The sequence below is a fragment of the Cruoricaptor ignavus genome (assembly GCF_900141665.1).
Classification (GTDB): Bacteria; Bacteroidota; Bacteroidia; order Flavobacteriales; family Weeksellaceae; genus Cruoricaptor; species Cruoricaptor ignavus.
Map to the genome: position 1 here is coordinate 23,247 of NZ_FQYI01000009.1, position 17,421 is coordinate 40,667.

At 42.5% G+C, this 17,421-nt stretch carries 15 protein-coding genes; 9 read left to right on the forward strand and 6 right to left on the reverse strand.

Going from position 1 to position 17,421, the window contains the following annotated elements; genetic code table 11:
* The first annotated feature begins 61 nt into the window (after positions 1 to 61).
* Positions 62 to 2,185: a S46 family peptidase gene (locus BUB43_RS09075; RefSeq protein ID WP_073180394.1), complete on the forward strand. Its 2,124-nt coding sequence runs from the start codon at positions 62 to 64 to the stop codon at positions 2,183 to 2,185.
* 59 nt (positions 2,186 to 2,244) lie between these two features.
* On the opposite strand, the gene lipA is transcribed toward BUB43_RS09075, so the two are convergent.
* The gene (gene lipA, locus BUB43_RS09080) at positions 2,245 to 3,111 is read right to left on the reverse strand and encodes a lipoyl synthase (protein ID WP_073180396.1); all 867 of its coding nucleotides are present in this window, start codon (positions 3,109 to 3,111) and stop codon (positions 2,245 to 2,247) included.
* A 162-nt stretch (positions 3,112 to 3,273) separates the two neighbouring features.
* Here lipA and BUB43_RS09085 point away from each other — a divergent pair, with 162 nt between their 5' ends.
* Both BUB43_RS09085 and BUB43_RS09090 read left to right on the forward strand, forming a co-directional pair.
* Positions 3,274 to 4,533: a CinA family nicotinamide mononucleotide deamidase-related protein gene (locus tag BUB43_RS09085; RefSeq protein WP_073180398.1), complete on the forward strand. Its 1,260-nt coding sequence runs from the start codon at positions 3,274 to 3,276 to the stop codon at positions 4,531 to 4,533.
* A gap of 268 nt (positions 4,534 to 4,801) precedes the next feature.
* Entirely contained in the window at positions 4,802 to 6,883 is a 2,082-nt protein-coding gene (locus BUB43_RS09090) for a M13 family metallopeptidase (protein ID WP_073180400.1), read from the forward strand.
* Between the two features lie 41 nt (positions 6,884 to 6,924).
* Here BUB43_RS09090 and BUB43_RS09095 read toward each other — a convergent pair whose 3' ends face one another.
* The 5 genes from BUB43_RS09095 to cas9 all read right to left on the reverse strand — a co-directional run bounded on the left by BUB43_RS09095 (position 6,925) and on the right by cas9 (position 13,735).
* Complete coding sequence (locus BUB43_RS09095; RefSeq protein WP_073180402.1) at positions 6,925 to 7,482, reverse strand: RNA polymerase sigma factor; 558 nt, start codon at positions 7,480 to 7,482, stop codon at positions 6,925 to 6,927.
* Positions 7,482 to 8,426 (reverse strand): NAD(P)H-dependent flavin oxidoreductase, encoded by a 945-nt coding sequence (locus tag BUB43_RS09100; protein WP_073180403.1) that lies wholly within the window; start codon positions 8,424 to 8,426, stop codon positions 7,482 to 7,484. Before BUB43_RS09100 ends, BUB43_RS09095 begins: the two co-directional genes overlap by 1 nt.
* Before the next feature lie 259 nt (positions 8,427 to 8,685).
* Complete coding sequence (gene cas2 / locus BUB43_RS09105) at positions 8,686 to 9,024, reverse strand: CRISPR-associated endonuclease Cas2 (protein WP_073180405.1); 339 nt, start codon at positions 9,022 to 9,024, stop codon at positions 8,686 to 8,688.
* Positions 9,021 to 9,929, reverse strand: a complete 909-nt coding sequence (gene cas1, locus BUB43_RS09110; protein ID WP_073180480.1) for a type II CRISPR-associated endonuclease Cas1 — start codon at positions 9,927 to 9,929, stop codon at positions 9,021 to 9,023. Before cas1 ends, cas2 begins: the two co-directional genes overlap by 4 nt.
* Positions 9,930 to 9,934: 5 nt before the next feature.
* Positions 9,935 to 13,735, reverse strand: a complete 3,801-nt coding sequence (gene cas9 / locus BUB43_RS09115; protein WP_073180407.1) for a type II CRISPR RNA-guided endonuclease Cas9 — start codon at positions 13,733 to 13,735, stop codon at positions 9,935 to 9,937.
* Positions 13,736 to 13,925: 190 nt separating this feature from the next.
* On the opposite strand from cas9, the gene hpt reads away from it, so the two are divergent.
* The 6 genes from hpt (at position 13,926) to BUB43_RS09145 (ending at position 17,405) form a co-directional block, all read left to right on the forward strand.
* Positions 13,926 to 14,480 carry a hypoxanthine phosphoribosyltransferase gene (gene hpt / locus BUB43_RS09120; protein WP_073180409.1) on the forward strand — a complete coding sequence of 185 codons (555 nt, stop codon included), beginning with the start codon at positions 13,926 to 13,928 and terminating at the stop codon, positions 14,478 to 14,480.
* Positions 14,481 to 14,505: 25 nt separating this feature from the next.
* Positions 14,506 to 15,087 (forward strand): adenylate kinase, encoded by a 582-nt coding sequence (locus BUB43_RS09125; protein ID WP_073180411.1) that lies wholly within the window; start codon positions 14,506 to 14,508, stop codon positions 15,085 to 15,087.
* A gap of 33 nt (positions 15,088 to 15,120) precedes the next feature.
* A complete protein-coding gene (locus BUB43_RS09130) occupies positions 15,121 to 15,342 on the forward strand; it encodes a hypothetical protein (RefSeq protein WP_073180413.1) in 222 nt (73 codons plus the stop codon).
* A complete protein-coding gene (locus BUB43_RS09135; RefSeq protein WP_073180415.1) occupies positions 15,342 to 15,725 on the forward strand; it encodes a type II toxin-antitoxin system death-on-curing family toxin in 384 nt (127 codons plus the stop codon). Before BUB43_RS09130 ends, BUB43_RS09135 begins: the two co-directional genes overlap by 1 nt.
* A 63-nt stretch (positions 15,726 to 15,788) precedes the next feature.
* Complete coding sequence (gene obgE / locus BUB43_RS09140; RefSeq protein ID WP_073180417.1) at positions 15,789 to 16,778, forward strand: GTPase ObgE; 990 nt, start codon at positions 15,789 to 15,791, stop codon at positions 16,776 to 16,778.
* A 78-nt stretch (positions 16,779 to 16,856) separates the two neighbouring features.
* Entirely contained in the window at positions 16,857 to 17,405 is a 549-nt protein-coding gene (locus BUB43_RS09145; protein WP_073180419.1) for an L-threonylcarbamoyladenylate synthase, read from the forward strand.
* Positions 17,406 to 17,421: the final 16 nt, after the last annotated feature.

Genomic DNA, 17,421 nt, shown 5'->3' on the forward strand with positions numbered 1-17,421 from the left:
AAATTTTTGTGGGAATTATGCTTCAAAAATTATTCCGTATTTTTATGCAAAATTGAATTTTATGACGAAAATGAAATGGTTTTCCGCACCGGCCATTTTTGCGGCGGCGCTTGCTTTCGCGCAGCAATACGGCGGGATGTGGATTCCCACCGAACTGAATGAAAAGGAAATGAAGCAGCTTGGCATGAAAATTTCGGCGAAGGACATCTTCAGCCGGGACAAGCCTTCGATAAAGGATGCAGTGGTGCAGTTCAACGGTGGATGCACGGCGGAAATTGTATCGCCGAAGGGCCTTCTGCTCACCAATCATCACTGCGGTTACGGCCAAATTCAGTCGCATTCATCCGTTCAGAATGATTATTTGCGAAACGGTTTCTGGGCGAAAAATATGGCGGGCGAATTGCCAAACCCTGGCGTAATAGTGGATTTCATCGTGGATATCATTGATGTGACAGCGCAAATTCTGCCGACTACAAATTTGACGGAAAATGAAATTAACGCTAATATCCAGCGCGTTTCGCAATCTTTCAGAACCGAGCCGTACCAAAAGGTTTCCGTGAAGCCGATGTACTACGGCAATAAATATTACGCCTACATCATAGAAACTTTCAAGGATGTAAGGCTCGTAGGTGCACCACCGGAAAGCATCGGAAAGTTCGGCAGTGATACGGATAACTGGGTTTGGCCAAGGCATACCGGCGATTTTGCATTCTTCCGAATCTACGCCGATAAGAACAACAAGCCTGCGGAATTCAGCAAGGATAATGTGCCATATGTGCCGAAGCATTTTCTGCCGGTTTCCATCAAGGATAAAAACGAGGACGACTTCACCTTCGTTTTCGGCTTCCCAGGAAGAACGCAGGAATACCTGCCGGCAATTGCGGTGCAGAAGATAATGACGGAAATAAACCCTGCGATGATTTCCGTACGGGATGTGGCGCTGAAAACGCTGAACGAAAAAATGCGGGCGGACGATGCCACGAGAATTAAATACGCTTCGAAATATGCATCCGTAGCCAACTACTGGAAAAAGTGGATTGGCGAAGCAGAAGGCCTGAAGAAATCAAACGCAGTTGGGAAGAAATTGGTTTACGAGCAGAAATTGATTTCCAAAAATCCGGCAATGAAAACCACGATTGACGGGCTGAACAAGGCATACAACGAACAGGCACCCTACGCCTTGCACCGCGCCTATTACGGTGAGCTTTTGCGCAATGCCGAAACTTTGGCGATTGCTGATCTTTACAGCACTTATCTCAATCTTTCGCAAAGCGGAAAGTTGGATGCAGAAACGCTGAACAACCTGAAGAGCCGGCTTAAAAGAATCTACCGAAACTACGATGCAGAGCTGGATGCCAAGGTTACGGCGAAACTTCTGGCGCTGTATGCCAACCAAATTCCGCAGCAGTTCTTGCCGCAAAATTTTGCACAGTACAAGGATGAAAACCGCAATCTTCAGGCGATTGAAGAAATGTCTAAAAACTCGCTAATTACCGGAAGAACTTCGCTGAACGGCATTTCTGCAACGGCAGATTTGGATAAATTTTTAGCGAACCCTTCCCTGCTGCAAAATCTGCAAAACGACCCGCTGATTAAGCTTTCGGCAGAAATTAAGAATAATTATTTACAAACCACCGAGCTGAAATTTGCCGCACTGCAAAACGAGATAGATGCACTTCAGAAAAAATTTATGGCTGAGCAAATGGCGACAGATAAAGAGCGGCAGTTCTTCCCGGATGCTAATTCCACTTTGCGCGTTACCTATGGTCAGGTGAAGGGTTCAAATCCGCGCGATGCCGTGCATTACAACTACCAAACGCATTTGTCTGGTGTGATGGAAAAGTACATCCCGGGCGATTATGAATTTGATGTGCCGGCAAAACTTATCGACCTTTACAACCGTAAGGATTTCGGAATCTATAAGGATAAAACCGGCGATGTTCCGCTGGCATTTACCGCTACCAACCATACAACCGGCGGAAATTCCGGAAGCCCGGCACTTGATGCCTACGGAAATTTGATTGGTTTAAATTTCGACAGACAGTGGGAAGGCACGATGAGTGACATCAACTATGATCCGAAATTTAGCCGGAACATAATGGTGGATACCAAGTACATTCTCTTCATCGTGGATAAATTTGCTGATTCGAAATGGCTTCTCGATGAGATGAAAATTGTAAAATAAAAACGCCGCGCTGAAATTCTCAGCGCGGTTTTTTAAAACTTTAAACCTAAAACATTGAACTAATGTATATGTTTCTCAGCGTGGTAAGAACTTCTCACCAAAGGTGAACTTTCCACGTGTCTGAAGCCAAGGCTTCTCGCGAAATCTCCGTATTCATCGAACTCTTCAGGCGTTATGAACTTCTTCACCGGTAGATGTTTCTTCGTAGGTTGCAGGTATTGCCCCAGCGTTATCACATCCACATCAGCACTGCGGATGTCCTCTATCGTTTGGAAAACCTCGTGTTTTTCTTCGCCAAGACCCAGCATCACGCCGGTTTTCGTGCGGCGTTGCCCTGCGCTTTTCAGGTACTTCAGCACTTCCAGGCTTCGCTCATATTTTGCCTGAATCCGCACTTCACGCGTCAGTCTCTTCACGGTTTCCATATTGTGCGAAATCACTTCCGGTGCCACTTCCACCACTCTATCCAGATGCTTATGTATGCCCTGGAAATCCGGTATCAGCGTTTCCATCGTAGTTCCCGGCGAAATTCTCCGCACGGCATTTACAGTTTCCGCCCAAAGAATCGAGCCCATATCCTTCAGGTCATCCCTGTCCACGGAAGTCAGCACCGCGTGCTTTATCTTCATCAGCTTTATCGAGCGGGCTACTTTCTCCGGCTCATCCCAGTTCACATCCAACGGCCTTCCAGTTTTCACGCCGCAGAAACCGCAGCTCCTGGTGCAGATGTTCCCCAGAATCATAAATGTAGCCGTGCCTTCGCCCCAGCATTCCCCCATATTTGGGCAGCTTCCGCTTTGGCAAATCGTGTTCAGCTTGTATTTATCCACCAGGCTTCGCAGTTCGCGGTAATTTTTTCCCGTGGGAAGTTTCACGCGAATCCACTTCGGTTTCTGCACCGCATTTTCCGTCACATTCTCCGTCATCAGAAATTCCGAACAGTTTTTTAATTGATTTTTTTCGCTGAGGTTAATGGGTTAAAATTGACAGTAAAATTAACCGAAGAATTAATTGCCACCTCAAAACTTCATAACCTTCTAAATACAAAATTATAAATTTTCGCTAACTTAGTCCTACATTCCAAAAATATGATGAAGGCTTGCATCCTAAGCATCGGCGATGAGATTCTCTCCGGAAGCACCGTGGATACCAACTCGAATTTTATAGCGCAGAAGCTGAAATCCATCGGCATCGCAGTTTCTGAAATCCGCACGATTTCCGATGATATGGAAGTCATCAAAAATGCTTTGCAGCAAGGCTTTCAAAAGAATGACCTCATCATCACAACCGGTGGACTTGGCCCTACAAGAGACGACAAAACCAAGATGGCTTTTGTCGAATTTTTCGGTGATGAACTAGTTTTCGATGAAGCCACTTTCGAAAATCTCCGCCAAATTTTCAAGCAAAGAAACCGCGAACATTTGCTCGAACTGAACAGACCGCAAGCCGAAATTCCGAAATCTGCGCACATTTTTCTAAATGACTACGGCACAGCGCCTTCCCTGCTGATGCAGAAAGATGGTAAAACTGCGATTTGCCTTCCGGGAATTCCTTCTGAAATGAAGGCTTTGATGCGCACCAAAATTATTCCACACCTGAAAAACGAGCATCAGCTGAACTTCATCATTTCCCGAACGCTTACACTTGTGAACATTCCCGAAAGTTTGCTGGCAGAAAAAATCGAAGCTTGGGAATTGGCTTTGCCCAAAAATCTCAGCCTTTCTTACTTACCGATTGGCAATCGCATCAAGCTGAAAATCACAGGCTTAGGAGAAAATGGACGCGAAGTAAAAACGCAAATAAGCGATGAAGTGGAAAAACTTCACCCGCTGATTTCTGAAAATGTAATTTCCTGGAATGGCGAAAGCATCACGGAAATTTTTGCGACGGCAGTTTTCAATTCAGGGCTCACGCTTTCCACGGCGGAAAGCTGCACAGGCGGCGAAATTGCGAAATTAATCACAAGTATTCCTGGGATTTCACCATTTTTCAAGGGCGGAATTGTGGCGTACGAAACCGCGAAAAAAGTTGAGATTTTAAAAGTCAGTCAGCAAACGATTGACACCTACAGCGTTGTTTCTCAGCAGGTTGCGCAGGAAATGAGCGAAGGCTGCCGCCAAATTTTTGACACCGATATTGCGATTTCAACAACAGGTGTTGCAGGCCCGATGAGCGATGAGGACGGCAACGAAATCGGGACGGTTTTTTATTCCATCAGGGTGAAGGATTTTGAAATCACTAAAAAACTTTTCCTGCCGCACTATGAACGGAAAGATTTTATGGCATTCGTAGCGCAAAAAACCCTGCAGGATTTAGTGGAAATTTTGACGCTTGGTAAAAATCGGTAAGATTTTATTTAAACACAACGGCACGGCATATTTTTAGTTTAATCTGTTAAAAACACTGAGAATCAGTGAGTTACAAAAGGATTTTCTGCGAAAAATAAAACACAGCGGCACGGTGATTATTTTTTATTAAAACACTGAAATACAGAGCGTTGCGTTTTAAAAACTGTGACGCTTGGACTAGCCCAGCGTGACAACATTTACTTTTCTTTTGCCTTTTACTTGGCTCTTGTCTCTTTTTACTAACTTTGGAAGTTAAAATGATTTTGAGATGAAAAAACTTTCGATGGCTGCACTGGCTTTTTCCGGAATGCTGGCGCTGAATTCCTGCGCTACCAACCAAAATACTAAAATTTCAAAAGCGGAACACGCTGAAAATCAATCAAATGAAAACATTCAGGATGTTGGGCTGAACTTGGAATATATGGACAGAAGCGTTCGTCCGCAGGATGATTTCTTTTCGTTTGTAAACGGCGGTTGGTATAAGCAGGCGGAAATTCCGGCAGATAAATCAAGTTGGGGTTCCTTCAACGAACTTAGGGAAAATACTGACAATCAATCACTTAAGATTTTGGAAGACATCAATTCCAAAACTTATGCGAAGGGTAGCGAAGGCCAAAAAATTCAAGATCTGTATGCCACCTATATGGATTTGAATAAGCGCAACGCTCTTGGAATTTCTCCGCTGAGAAATCAGTTAGCGGAAATCGACAACATCAAGAATCTTGCTGAATTTCAATCATATATCAACAAAGCGACATTGACTGGCGATAATCCGTTCTACAATTGGTACGCTTCGGCGGATATGAAAGATTCCAATATGAACGCCGTTTATCTTGGTGGGCCGAGCCTTGGTTTAGGTAAAGATTATTACCAAAAAGAGAATGAGGCTAATGCTAAAACGCTGGCCGAATATCAGAAATTTGTAGGGCAAATGCTTGATATTCTGCAGATTAGCGATGCCAATGCTGCAAAGCAAATCGTAGATTTTGAAAAAAGAATGGCGAAAAGCCTGCTTACTTTGGAAGAAGGCCGTGATGCCAACAGGCGCTACAATCCGAAAACTGTGGCAGAGCTTGGGACTTTGGCTAAAAATGTCAATCTGCCAAAATATCTGAAAACAGTGGGCGTTCAAACGGACAGGGTGATAATCGGTGAGCTGAAATATTACCAAAACCTTGACCAGTTCATCAATCAGCAGAATCTGCCATTGATGAAAAACTATATGAAATACAGGCTTTTGGCGAGCAATGCAAGTTACCTGGACAAGAGAACGGACGATGTGAATTTTAATTTCTACGCGAAATATCTACAGGGCCAGAAAGAGCAACGGGCGATGAATAAGCGGGCGCTTTCGATGGTGAACGGCTCTTTGGGCGAAGCTTTCGGGAAACTTTATGTGGAACAGTACTTCCCTGCGGAAGCCAAGGAAAAAATGGAAGAACTGATAAGCTACCTGATGAAGAGCTACGAAATGCACATAAAGGAACTGGACTGGATGTCGCCCGAAACGAAAACTAAGGCGCTGGAAAAGCTCTCGAAATTTACGGTGAAAGTGGCATATCCAGACAAATGGAAGGATTATTCTGCGCTTACCATCAATTCGCCGAAAGACGGTGCAAGCCTTTATGACAATATGGAAAATATTTCGCGCTGGCATTATCAGCGCAAGCTGGACAAGGTAGGAAAACCAGTGGACAAAACCGAATGGGGTATGACGCCGCAAACTGTAAACGCTTACTACTCAAGCAGTTATAATGAAATTGTTTTCCCTGCCGCTATTCTTCAGCCGCCGTTCTTCAATTTCAAGGCAGATCCTGCCGTGAATTTCGGTGGAATTGGCGCGGTAATTGGGCACGAAATTTCGCACGGCTTTGATGACGGCGGTTCACGGTTTGATGGCGACGGAAATTTGAATAACTGGTGGACAGATACCGACCGGAAAAACTTTGATGCCAAGGTAGAAGCACTGGCAGAGCAGTTCAGCAAATATGAGCCGGTGAAAGGCAGCTTCATCAACGGGAAATTTACGAGTGGCGAAAACATTGGCGATTTGGGTGGTGCAAGCGTTGCGTACGATGCCCTGCAGCTTTACCTGAAGGACCACGGCAACCCTGGGAAAATCAATGGCTTTACCCAGGATCAGAGATTTTTTATGAGCTGGGCTACGGTTTGGCGCACCAAATCTACCGACCAATATGTGGTAAATCAGGTGAAGACGGATCCGCATTCACCAGGCTATTACAGGGCTTTTGCGCCGCTTACCAACATCGATGCTTTTTACAAAGCTTTCGACATTAAGCCTGGCGACAAGCTCTACCGGAAACCTGAAGACCGCGTGAAAATCTGGTAAAAATGAAAAATAAACCGCCGAAGACTGGCGGTTTTTTTATGCTAAATTTCCTCGGAACTTCTCAGCAAATCGCTCAGGATTTTTTTCCCGCGCATTATCCGAACTTTCGTGTTGGAAACGGAGATGCCCAATTCTTCAGCGATTTCCTTGATGCTTTTCTCATCATAAAACCGTAACCTAATGATTTCCTGGTAATTAGCATCCAAACTTTCCACGGCACGCAAAATTCTTTCCTGCTCTTCATCGGAAATTAAAAGCTCTTCCGGTGAGCGCGCAAAATCGTTTTTGATGCCGTTCAAATCACTGAAGCTCTCTTCATTCTGATTGCGGTTTTGCTTTCGCCAAAAATCAATTACGGAATTTTGCGCAATCGTAAGAATCCAGGTTTTAAAATGAAAATTTGGATCATAAAGATCCAGTTTGTTGAGAACTTTTGAAAAAACCGCTACGGTAATTTCATCTGCCAAGGTTTCATCCTGCACCTTGTTCAGCACAAAAGAAAAAACCGGTAGCCAATACTGGTTGATGAGTTTCGTCTGCGCTTTGCGATCTTTATTCTTCGCCGCTTCAATCAAATCCAGCAATGCGCGGTCTTCCATCAGATGGAAATATCTTCGGTTTCTCGAAATTCTCTCAGCAGATTTTCGAATACTTTTTCCACAGGCAAAATTTCATCTATCAATGCTGAAACCTGCCCTATTTCAAGCTCGCCGTTTTCCAAATCGCCCTCGAACATTCCGCGCTTTGCCCTTGCCCTTCCCAGTTTTTCGCGAAGGATTTCCGCATTTCTTCCGCTGTTGTAAATTTCTTCCAGCTCACTGAAAAACTGATTTTTTACCAGCCGAACTGGTGCTAATTCCTTCAGTGTGAGGAATGTATCGCCTTCACCAATCTCGGTAATTTTCTGCTTCCAATTATCGTGCGCGCTCGCTTCATCAGTCGCCGCAAAACGCGAACCGATTTGCACGGCATCAGCACCCAGCATCATCACCGCTTTCATCTGTGCACCAGTTGCAATTCCGCCTGCTGCAATCAGCGGTGTGGAAACATTGCGCCGCACATTCGGTATCAGGCAAAGCGTGGTGGTTTCATCCCTGCCATTGTGCCCGCCCGCTTCAAAGCCTTCGGCAACAATCGCATCTACACCGGCTTCTTCGCACTTCAGCGCAAATTTTGTGGATGAAACTGCGTGGGCTACTTTCAGCCCTTCCTTCTTCAATGTTTCCGTGTAAGTTTTCGGGTTTCCTGCAGAAGTGAACACGATTTTCACGCCTTCTTCCAAAATAATCTGGATGATTTCCTCAAGGTTTGGGTAAAGCATCGGCACATTCACGCCGAAAGGCTTATCCGTAGCCTTCTTGCATTTCTGAATATTTTCCCGCAAAATATCGGGATACATACTTCCAGCGCCAAGCAAACCGAGACCGCCGCAGTTTGAAACCGCGGAAGCCAAACGCCATCCGGAATGCCAAATCATCCCCCCCTGAATGATGGGATAGCGAATCCCGAAGAGCTGGGTGATTGGATTTTTCGGGTTATTCATTTGCTTAAAATTAATGCTTTTTCCCGGCTAAAGTAGAAAAAATGTTCCTAATAATTTTTTTCTGAGTTACGGATTATATTGTTAGTAATGCTTTCAGATTTTTTATTTTTGTGATTATTCACAACTGGAGAACACTCCGGAACTAAGTAAAAACAGTTGTGAATTGCTTTCAGATTTTTTATTTTTGTGATTATTCACAACCTCAAAAGATAACCCGCTAAAAATCAGCGGGTTGCTTTTGTTTTTAGAATTGAAATTTTCAGAATAATTCCAGCTGCTGATATGTGGGCGGCGGAAGTTCTTCCTTCCTGGATTCAAAAATTTCAATGTCGCCAAACTGCTTGTCCGTAATGCAGAGTATCGCCACCTTCCCTGCTTTCGGCAGAATGGATTTTACCCTCCTGATGTGCACCTCCGCATTTTCCCTGCTTGGGCAATGCCGTATGTACATCGAGAACTGAAACAGCGCAAAGCCATCGTCCACAAGCCTTTTCCGGAAAAGGTTCGCCGCCTTCATATTGGCCTTCGTATCCACGGGCAAATCATATAACACGAGCACCCACATAATGCGGTAGGCATTGAATCTGTCGGAATTCATCGGCAGTCATTTGCACAAAATTCAGGATAGGAAATCAGCCGCTTTTCGGCGGTGAAACATTTGTAAACAGAAGTTGCGGTGGATTTCACTGCCACAATCAGTGGCCTTCTTAAACCTTCTATACTTACATCCTTGGTTGCGATGTTCAAGATGTGTGCCTTGAATTCCTTCGTTAGCTCCTCTCCTTCTGGATTTTTCGTGAGCCAGTCCATCACCAATGCATCGGCGAAAGGCCTGTAAGGCTCCATCAAATCATCGGCAAGGCAATAGGGATTGTACTTGTTTCGGTGGAAAATTCCGAGCACCGGCAAAAGCCCCGTTTCCACGATAGCCCTTGCCACGATGCTGCGTAATACCGAGTAGGCGAAATTGAAAAACTGGTTGGGCGAACTGCCAAAACGATGGCGCAGAAAATTATACGAGATGAGGTGCTTCCAGTAATGCTGCGCCGCAATGCCTTCCATATTGGTAGCATCGCCGCTCTTTACGCTGCTGCGGTAGGCAAGCATCGGCTCGTAATAATTTCCCAGCCTTTTCAGAAGCTCTGCCTGATTCTGAATCTTGGCTTCCACGGTTTGTTTCCACAGCTGTTTTTTCAAAGGCTCGCTTGCTTCCAGCTGGTATTTTACTCTTTCGGAATGTTCTGTATGGCCGTACATCGGCAGCATAATGCCGTGCGGAAGGTGGGATGCATCGCAGGAAATGACCACCACATTATTGCCCATCAAATGCTGGATGAGCTGGTGAGATATGGTGATTTGCCAATGATCAAGCATTAGCAAACCGAGGTCTTCAATTGGCACGCTTCCTTTTTCCGCCTTCGTTTCGGGGCAAATAATCTTCATCTGAAAATCTTTCAGCTTCAGGTAAGCTGGATTGCCGATATAGATAGAGCGGTAGAGCATTCGCATTAATTTTCACCAATTTTTATAATCTCTCCTAAATGATTAACTTTAACCTTTTTTGGATTTAGTTTTAGGAAAGAGCCAACACTTGTCAACCGATAAAATCTTTTGGATTCTTTAGCACCTTCTATTTTTTTCAGGTCAGAATTTTTAGTTTCTAAATGATGTCTGAACCAGTAGTCATTATCGGCAATACTCCAAGTTAAGTATAAATGCTCACTAATTAACTCATTGTCATTATTCCTTATAGCATATTCAAAATCTTCATCTTCTAGACCTAAAATGAACATTTCATTTTGCTGTAATGAAAATTTTAATGTGAGATTGTTATCAGGTAATTGTTTTAAAAAATCTTCTGGATATGCACCTTCTAAAACAGTATTCCACAGCTCCGCAGAATTCTTAATAATTACAGGAAATTTATATTTTTTCCTTTCAACGGCATGCCAAAAGCTGCATATATGCTGATGAATATTCTGCTCATTATCGTAATACAATGCGATATGATGATTGTTGCCTGTTTTTGCAAAGCCAATATTTTTACCGTTTCCATCCTGCTTCACTGGTTGCACTGCTGAAAGACCTGTCCTGCACCGTACTGTCTTTATCGGGATTCCTTTTTCCTTGTTGAACCACACTGTTTCTTTGAAAGCTTCTTTTTCATTTCCATTATGTTCACCAATCTTAGCAGAAAGAATTGCCCTTATTTTATCATCGACAATAAACTGTAAGTCTTTTTTCTTTAAATCCTGGATTTTATATTTGATAACATATTCGTCCTTATAGCAGTCCGCTTTGTCAAGTGTTTTTTTTGTCTCAATGTCTACATAAATAGGCGACTTTTTTACAGAAGCTAAGGCTTTTTTCCCATCGCCATTGTATTTTGCTATTCTCGCTTCAATCAAAGTCTTTATTTTTTCATCTTTTATGAGATCTACATTTTCGAAAAGAAATTTTAATGGCTTGTCTGAATCTATAGTCTTAATTTTTCCATAAACAAACTGTTCGTGTAAAGCTCCCCGCGGCGTTAAGACACCAATAGACTTATTTTTGCCCTGCGCTTTGTATTTGCTGATCGTTGCGACTTTTTTCCCGGTCTTGAAAGATACAAGAATTTGACTTGCAGCTTCTTCAACATCCCTAGTTGTAAAGGGCTTTTGAGCAATCAAATAGTTTTCAAGTAATGTCAACCTTTCATTATACTTAACTGCAGCGTCAGAAATTTCTCTTAGCATTTTATTTCGTGTATCACTAGCATTCAAAGTGTTAAGCCTTTGAATATATCCCTGTTTTGTACAAGCAACAACAAGTGCATCGATAGCGTGATGCCTATGATCATCTCTTTTTGTCCAATTTTTTATTCTTTCTTCTTTGTGCTGCTCTTTTCCGAAATTGCTTGTCCATTCTACAATTTCAGTTTGGCCAAGTTTCCTATACTTTTCAATATTTAAATTCATCAAAACATTATCCCATCCCCAAAGTTTTCGTAATTTTGCAGTTACACCGCCTTCTGTTGTGCTCACATTTCTGCACACATTTTTTAAAATTTCTGTTGCTTTTCTTGATATATAGGAAGATTCTCTAAGCTGTCTATCGATGAAATTTTCCCAAAGTCTTTTATCGGCTTCTGTTTGCTTGTTTTTACTTTTCCTTTCTAAGTATTCTTTGTGCGATACTTTTAACCTCAGCATTTTCCCATAAGAAATTATATTTTGGTTATACCAAGTGTCAACTCTGTCCAAATATTTCTTCAATTCATCTTCGCCTTTTGATGCAATATAATCATAAGCGGTAAGCTTGCCCTTATTATCATTGCATTCTCTGTGCACTAAAACTTTATTCATCTGAGAATCATCAAACAGCAATGCTTTAGGAACAATATGGTCTATATCAAAATTATCACCACGCATCGCATCAGAAAGACTGAAACTTTTTCCGCAATAAATACACTGATTAAATACCTTGCCTTCGGTTATTTTTTTATCCCTTACAGGAAATATGAATTTGTATTTCTGTATGTTCTTTTTAGTGCTCGGCAATCCTAATTCCTGTAACCTCTTCGCAATTTCCTGATTAAGTTTATTATTTTTCGAGATTTGAATGTCTGCATCATTTCTTTCATCTTTGCTTTGCTTCAGCTCCCTTGCCAATTCTACTCTGATCTCTGCAGGCCTTCCGTATTTTTCAATTATAGCATTTACAATGTGTATCGTCTGATTAAGAATTTTTTCAACAACCGGCTGCCGAAGTTCGTTCTTTTTAAGAAGTTTAAGCTTGTCCTTTAAAAACCTTTCGGAATTTTCAACTCTTGTTAAACTGTTAGAATGGTTGTAACCGGCAAGACTGCAAGCCTGTGAATAATTGTATCCTTTCAAAAGATAGGGCAGAATTTTCCGCATTGCTTTGTGCGATTTGTTTGCATATCCGGAACTAGTGAAGTCTAATTTTGAAAGTTTTTCTGCCTTTTCCTCCTCAATATAATGTCCAAATTTTTTTATCAGCGCGTTTTTGCATTCTTCAGAATCTTTGATTGAATAGATTGTATGCCACAGTCTATATAATGGCTCTTTTTCAATATTTTCATCGACTATATAAGAAGCGTGCTCTTCTAAAATTTCACCGGTTTTCCTATCTACTAAAAATGCTTGTTTTTCTTGTGGCTTTATATCTATTTCAAAATTCAAAAGCGGATGCTTTTCTCCTAAAATTTTTGCAATTGCTGAGAATGTTTTATTTCCTTGAAGCCCTTTTAGTATTTGCTTGTTGGTATAAACTTCTTCCTTCTTTAAATTTACTATTTTTAAAAGTTCTGAAAATGTTAAAGAATCGTGAGTATTTAGATAGTTAGCAATTTCAATTTTATTTTCCAATGTGGGAGTCCAGTCACTCCATTTATATTTTGAGCCCTCCGGATTTTTAATTTTCAAGGAAATATTATTTACAGTTTCCCAAATTTTACAAAGTTGATTTAATGGTGATGATTTTGGCGCAATCTTAGGTCCAAGTATCTTAGTTATTATTTTTCCGTTTTCATTTATCACTTCTTTTTTTACAAGTTCAAAATCACAAAAACTCACCAAACCCTTTTGTGATTTCAGATGCCTTTGATAAAAAATAATTTTATTTCTAATTTCATCAACTACATCGTCTGTTAGAAATTTGTGCTTCTCCTTCTGTACTTCAATTATTTTGTCAAATTCTTCTATGTAGGCTTCTCTCGGATATACTTTCTTTTTTACTTGGAAATATTCAGAATTTTCTTTAGCTCTCAAAAGTTCCCCGTAAAAATATTGCCCTATAGTTTGATTACTTTCTTTCAGTTGAGCGTGCCTGGACTTTACATCTGCTACATATTCAGTGTCTTTTTTATCCATATTAGCTTCGCTTCTTGCCGACTTATACCCCCTTTTTTGATTCATCATATAGAACACTCTTCCGAGTTCTTCATCAGTAAGAATTTTGTCGCTGCTTGCAGCATCACTTCTCAGCTTCCAAAGCTCGAGAGAAGGCAGTTTCATTAAATTTTCTGAAGGAAAGATGTCTAGGTTTTCTAAAATTTTTTTCAGATTTTCTTTTCTGTCTTGTTTCCTATCATATCCTTTACGCTGTGTTCGGTTAGTCGTCCTATTTTGATTTTTGCTGATGGACTGCCCTCTCTGAAATTCTGTTTTTTCATCAGTTGTTAAAGGAATAATTCGGGAGCCCATTGCGGTAATCCGTATTGGAAACTTTTCTTCACAAACTTCTATTAAAGCCCACCCAATTGAAGTTACCCCCAAATCCAGTCCAAGTATAGTTTTGCTCATATTAAAATTTTTCTCTAATTTAATAAAATTGTCAATATGAAAAAAATGTTATAAATTTGCTACAGAAAAATCTGATTTGCAATTCACAATAAGGATTATTCCGTTGTGAAAACATTTAAGGCGGGGCAACTCGCCTTTTTTTATTACAACATTTTTTATTTCCCTAAATTTGCTTCCTAATCTTCAGAAGATGGCTGCGATACAAGTTCACGACAAGCATTTTGTGCCCTTCATCAGTTCCGCCGAAATCCAGGATATCGTGAAGGATGTGGCATTGAGAATTTTTGAAGATTTTAAAGATGAAACGCCCGTATTCATCGGCGTTCTGAACGGCGTAGTGATGTTTTTCTCAGATTTGATACGGCATTATCCTGGGCCTTGCGAAATCGCCTTCCTACAGATGAGTTCGTACATCGGCACACAGTCCACCGGCATCGTTTACCAAAAAATGGAACTCACGAAAGACATCAGGGACAGGCACATCATCATCGTGGAAGACATCGTGGATACGGGCAATACCGTGGAAAACCTGTTCAAATATTTCGAGCAGACACAGCGGCCAAAATCCGTGAAGCTCGCCACATTTTTGCTGAAGCCGGAAGTTTATAAAAAGGATTTCAAACTGGACTATGTAGGCTGGGAAATCCCGAATAAATTTGTGGTAGGCTACGGTCTGGATTATGATGAACTCGGCAGAAACCTACCAGAGCTTTACCAACTTTCCGAAGGGAAAATAAATGACTAATTTACAATAAACCATTGATTATCAGATGATTAATATCGTACTTTTCGGCCCTCCTGGAAGCGGCAAAGGAACGCAGGCGAAGAACCTGGTGCAGAAATTTAACCTGAAGCAAATCTCAACGGGCGAACTTTTCCGCGAGAATATGAGCAACGAAACGGAGCTTGGGCTTTTGGCGAAATCCTTCATCGATGTCGGTCAGCTTGTGCCGGACCACATCACCATTGATATGCTGATTGATGAACTGAAGAAACCTACTGATACACAGGGCTTTATTTTTGATGGCTTTCCGAGGACAAGGCAGCAGGCCATTGCGCTAGATGACATCGTGCGGCAGCACCTGGCTGCGGAAATTTCCGTGTGCCTATCGCTCATCGTGGAAGATGAAGTACTGGTGGAAAGGCTGATAGAGCGTGGCGCAACAAGCGGGAGAACAGACGACAGCGATGAGCTGATCATCCGCAACAGAATCAAGGAATATTATGCGAAAACTGCGGAGGTTGCCGATATTTACAAAGAGCAGAACAAATATGTGGAAGTAAACGGCGTGGGCGAAATTGATGCGATTGCGGAAAACCTTTACAGGGCGGTGGAAAGCATTGAAGGTTAAGGTTTGATACTCAAGGTTTAAGGCTTCAAAGCAATGAAAATGGAAGAGGTAGGGAATAAACCTGAAAGAAAGATTCCGACTTTCCGTGAGTTTCTTGAAACTTACGATGGGGAAAAGCGCGCCTTTCCGCCGGAACCTGTGGTGCCTATGAACCTTGATCCGAAAAATCCTGGAACGCAGAGGCTGATACTGAATACCGCAAAAAGGATTCTTCGAGATCACCGCACTGAAATTGAAGCACTGAAAGACAGATAATGACTTTCGTTGAACTTGAATCCATCATTCTTATCCACGATAATATAATTGCTGAAACAGGTGGGGCTGTCGGTATTGACAGAAACAAATTGGCCGGTGCTTTATCGCGTATTGAGCAGAACATTTATTACGAGAATGTAACCGATGTTTTTGAAATCGCAGCGTGGTATGCGGTTGCCATTTCTAAAAGTCACGCTTTTGTTGACGGAAACAAAAGAACTGCCGTTTCCACAATGTTGACTTTTTTAGCTTTACAGGGGGTGGAACTTTTGCCAAATCTTGGTTTGGATGATTTAATTGTCGAAATTGTAGTTTCGGATTTGGAACATAAAATCCTTGTAAGAAAAGTTGCAGATTATGTTCAATATTTGCGAAAAGTTTAAAATCAGAATAAAAATTTGTTGCTGTTTTCCTATCTAAATCTCTAAATCTTTCAATTTTACTCCGTGAACAACTTTGTAGATCATGTGAAAATCCATTGTGCGGCAGGCCACGGCGGCGCAGGCTCGGCGCATCTCCGCAGGGAAAAGTACATCCCGAAAGGCGGGCCAGATGGTGGTGATGGCGGCAGAGGAGGCAACATCATTATGAAGGGAAATTCGCACGAATGGACGCTGCTGCCGCTGCGCTATACGAGGCACCTGAAGGCTGGCAGAGGTGAGAACGGTGGCAAAAATCAGCTGACCGGTGCTGCCGGACAGGATGTTTTCATCGAGGTGCCGATTGGGACGATTGCGAAGGATGAGGAGGGCGAAATCATCGGTGAAATTCTGGAGCACGGGCAGGAAATTGTGGTAAAGAAAGGTGGTTTGGGCGGTCTTGGAAACGAGCACTTCAAATCGGCTACAAACCAGACACCGCGCTACGCACAGCCTGGAACACCAGGTGAAGAGGGCTATGTAACCTTCGAGCTGAAAGTGCTTGCAGATGTGGGTTTGGTGGGCTTTCCGAACGCAGGGAAATCTACACTTCTGGCGGCAGTTTCTGCGGCAAAACCGAAGATTGCAGATTATGCTTTCACTACGCTCACGCCAAATCTCGGCATTGTGAATTACCGCAACTACCGCTCCTTCGTAATGGCAGATATTCCCGGAATCATCGAGGGTGCGGCGGAAGGCAAAGGCCTGGGACACCGATTTTTGCGGCATATTGAGCGGAACTCGATTTTGCTTTTCCTCATTCCTGCGGATTCCGATAATCATTGGAACGAATTTAAAATTCTGGAAAACGAGCTGAGAAAGTACAATCCCGAACTTCTGGACAAGGAATTTATCCTTTCGGTTTCCAAAGCTGATCTGCTGGACGACGATTTGAAAATTGAAATCGCTAGGGAATTTCCCGAAAACCAAAAGCCGCTGTTCTTTTCCGCAGTTACAGGCGAAGGCATCGAAGCGCTGAAGGATGAGGTGTGGAGACGGCTGAGTATGGAAATTTAGCGAGTAATTTTGCAACAAAATAGGCTTTAACTGATTGAGCCGCTCTATCAATTATCAATATCATCAATCCTAAAAAAAGTGGACGAAAGCATCAGCGTATTAAAGTCCGGCGGCACGATCCTCTACCCTACCGATACGGTGTGGGGCATTGGCTGCGATGCCACGAATCCTGAAGCGATTGCGAAAATTTTCGACATAAAAAAGCGCGAGCAAAGCAAGGCGATGATTATCCTTGTGGAAAGCGAAAGACGCCTGCAGGATTTGGTGGATGTGCCTGAAATGGCGTGGCAGATTATCGACCTTTCCGAAAAACCTGTAACCTTCGTTTACGAAGCGGCACGAAATTTACCCAAGGAAATCCTTGCGGAAGACGGCAGCATCGGCATACGATTAACGAAGGATGATTTATGTAAAAAACTGATTTCCAAACTGAACAGACCCTTGGTTTCCACATCGGCAAACCTTAGCGGACAAAAATCGCCAATGAAGTTTGCGGATATTTCCGATGAAATAAAAAACGCGGTGGACTATATTGTGCCGGAGCATCACGACAAGATTTCGCAATACAGCGGCTCATCCGTTATACAGATTTGGCAGGATGGCAAAGTGAAGGTGCTGAGGGAGTAAAGATTTGTGATGGAAA

Excerpts from the sequence above, each read along its gene's own strand:
- cas1 (WP_073180480.1), bottom strand. The coding sequence starts at position 9,929 with ATGCTCTACCGCTCTATCTATATCGGCAATCCAGCTTACCTGAAGCTG.
- lipA (WP_073180396.1), bottom strand. The coding sequence starts at position 3,111 with ATGACGGAGAATGTGACGGAAAATGCGGTGCAGAAACCGAAGTGGATT.
- BUB43_RS09085 (WP_073180398.1), top strand. The coding sequence starts at position 3,274 with ATGATGAAGGCTTGCATCCTAAGCATCGGCGATGAGATTCTCTCCGGA.
- hpt (WP_073180409.1), top strand. The coding sequence starts at position 13,926 with ATGGCTGCGATACAAGTTCACGACAAGCATTTTGTGCCCTTCATCAGT.
- cas9 (WP_073180407.1), bottom strand. The coding sequence starts at position 13,735 with ATGAGCAAAACTATACTTGGACTGGATTTGGGGGTAACTTCAATTGGG.
- BUB43_RS09075 (WP_073180394.1), top strand. The coding sequence starts at position 62 with ATGACGAAAATGAAATGGTTTTCCGCACCGGCCATTTTTGCGGCGGCG.
- BUB43_RS09095 (WP_073180402.1), bottom strand. The coding sequence starts at position 7,482 with ATGGAAGACCGCGCATTGCTGGATTTGATTGAAGCGGCGAAGAATAAA.
- BUB43_RS09135 (WP_073180415.1), top strand. The coding sequence starts at position 15,342 with ATGACTTTCGTTGAACTTGAATCCATCATTCTTATCCACGATAATATA.
- BUB43_RS09130 (WP_073180413.1), top strand. The coding sequence starts at position 15,121 with ATGAAAATGGAAGAGGTAGGGAATAAACCTGAAAGAAAGATTCCGACT.
- cas2 (WP_073180405.1), bottom strand. The coding sequence starts at position 9,024 with ATGAATTCCGACAGATTCAATGCCTACCGCATTATGTGGGTGCTCGTG.
- BUB43_RS09125 (WP_073180411.1), top strand. The coding sequence starts at position 14,506 with ATGATTAATATCGTACTTTTCGGCCCTCCTGGAAGCGGCAAAGGAACG.
- BUB43_RS09090 (WP_073180400.1), top strand. The coding sequence starts at position 4,802 with ATGAAAAAACTTTCGATGGCTGCACTGGCTTTTTCCGGAATGCTGGCG.
- BUB43_RS09100 (WP_073180403.1), bottom strand. The coding sequence starts at position 8,426 with ATGAATAACCCGAAAAATCCAATCACCCAGCTCTTCGGGATTCGCTAT.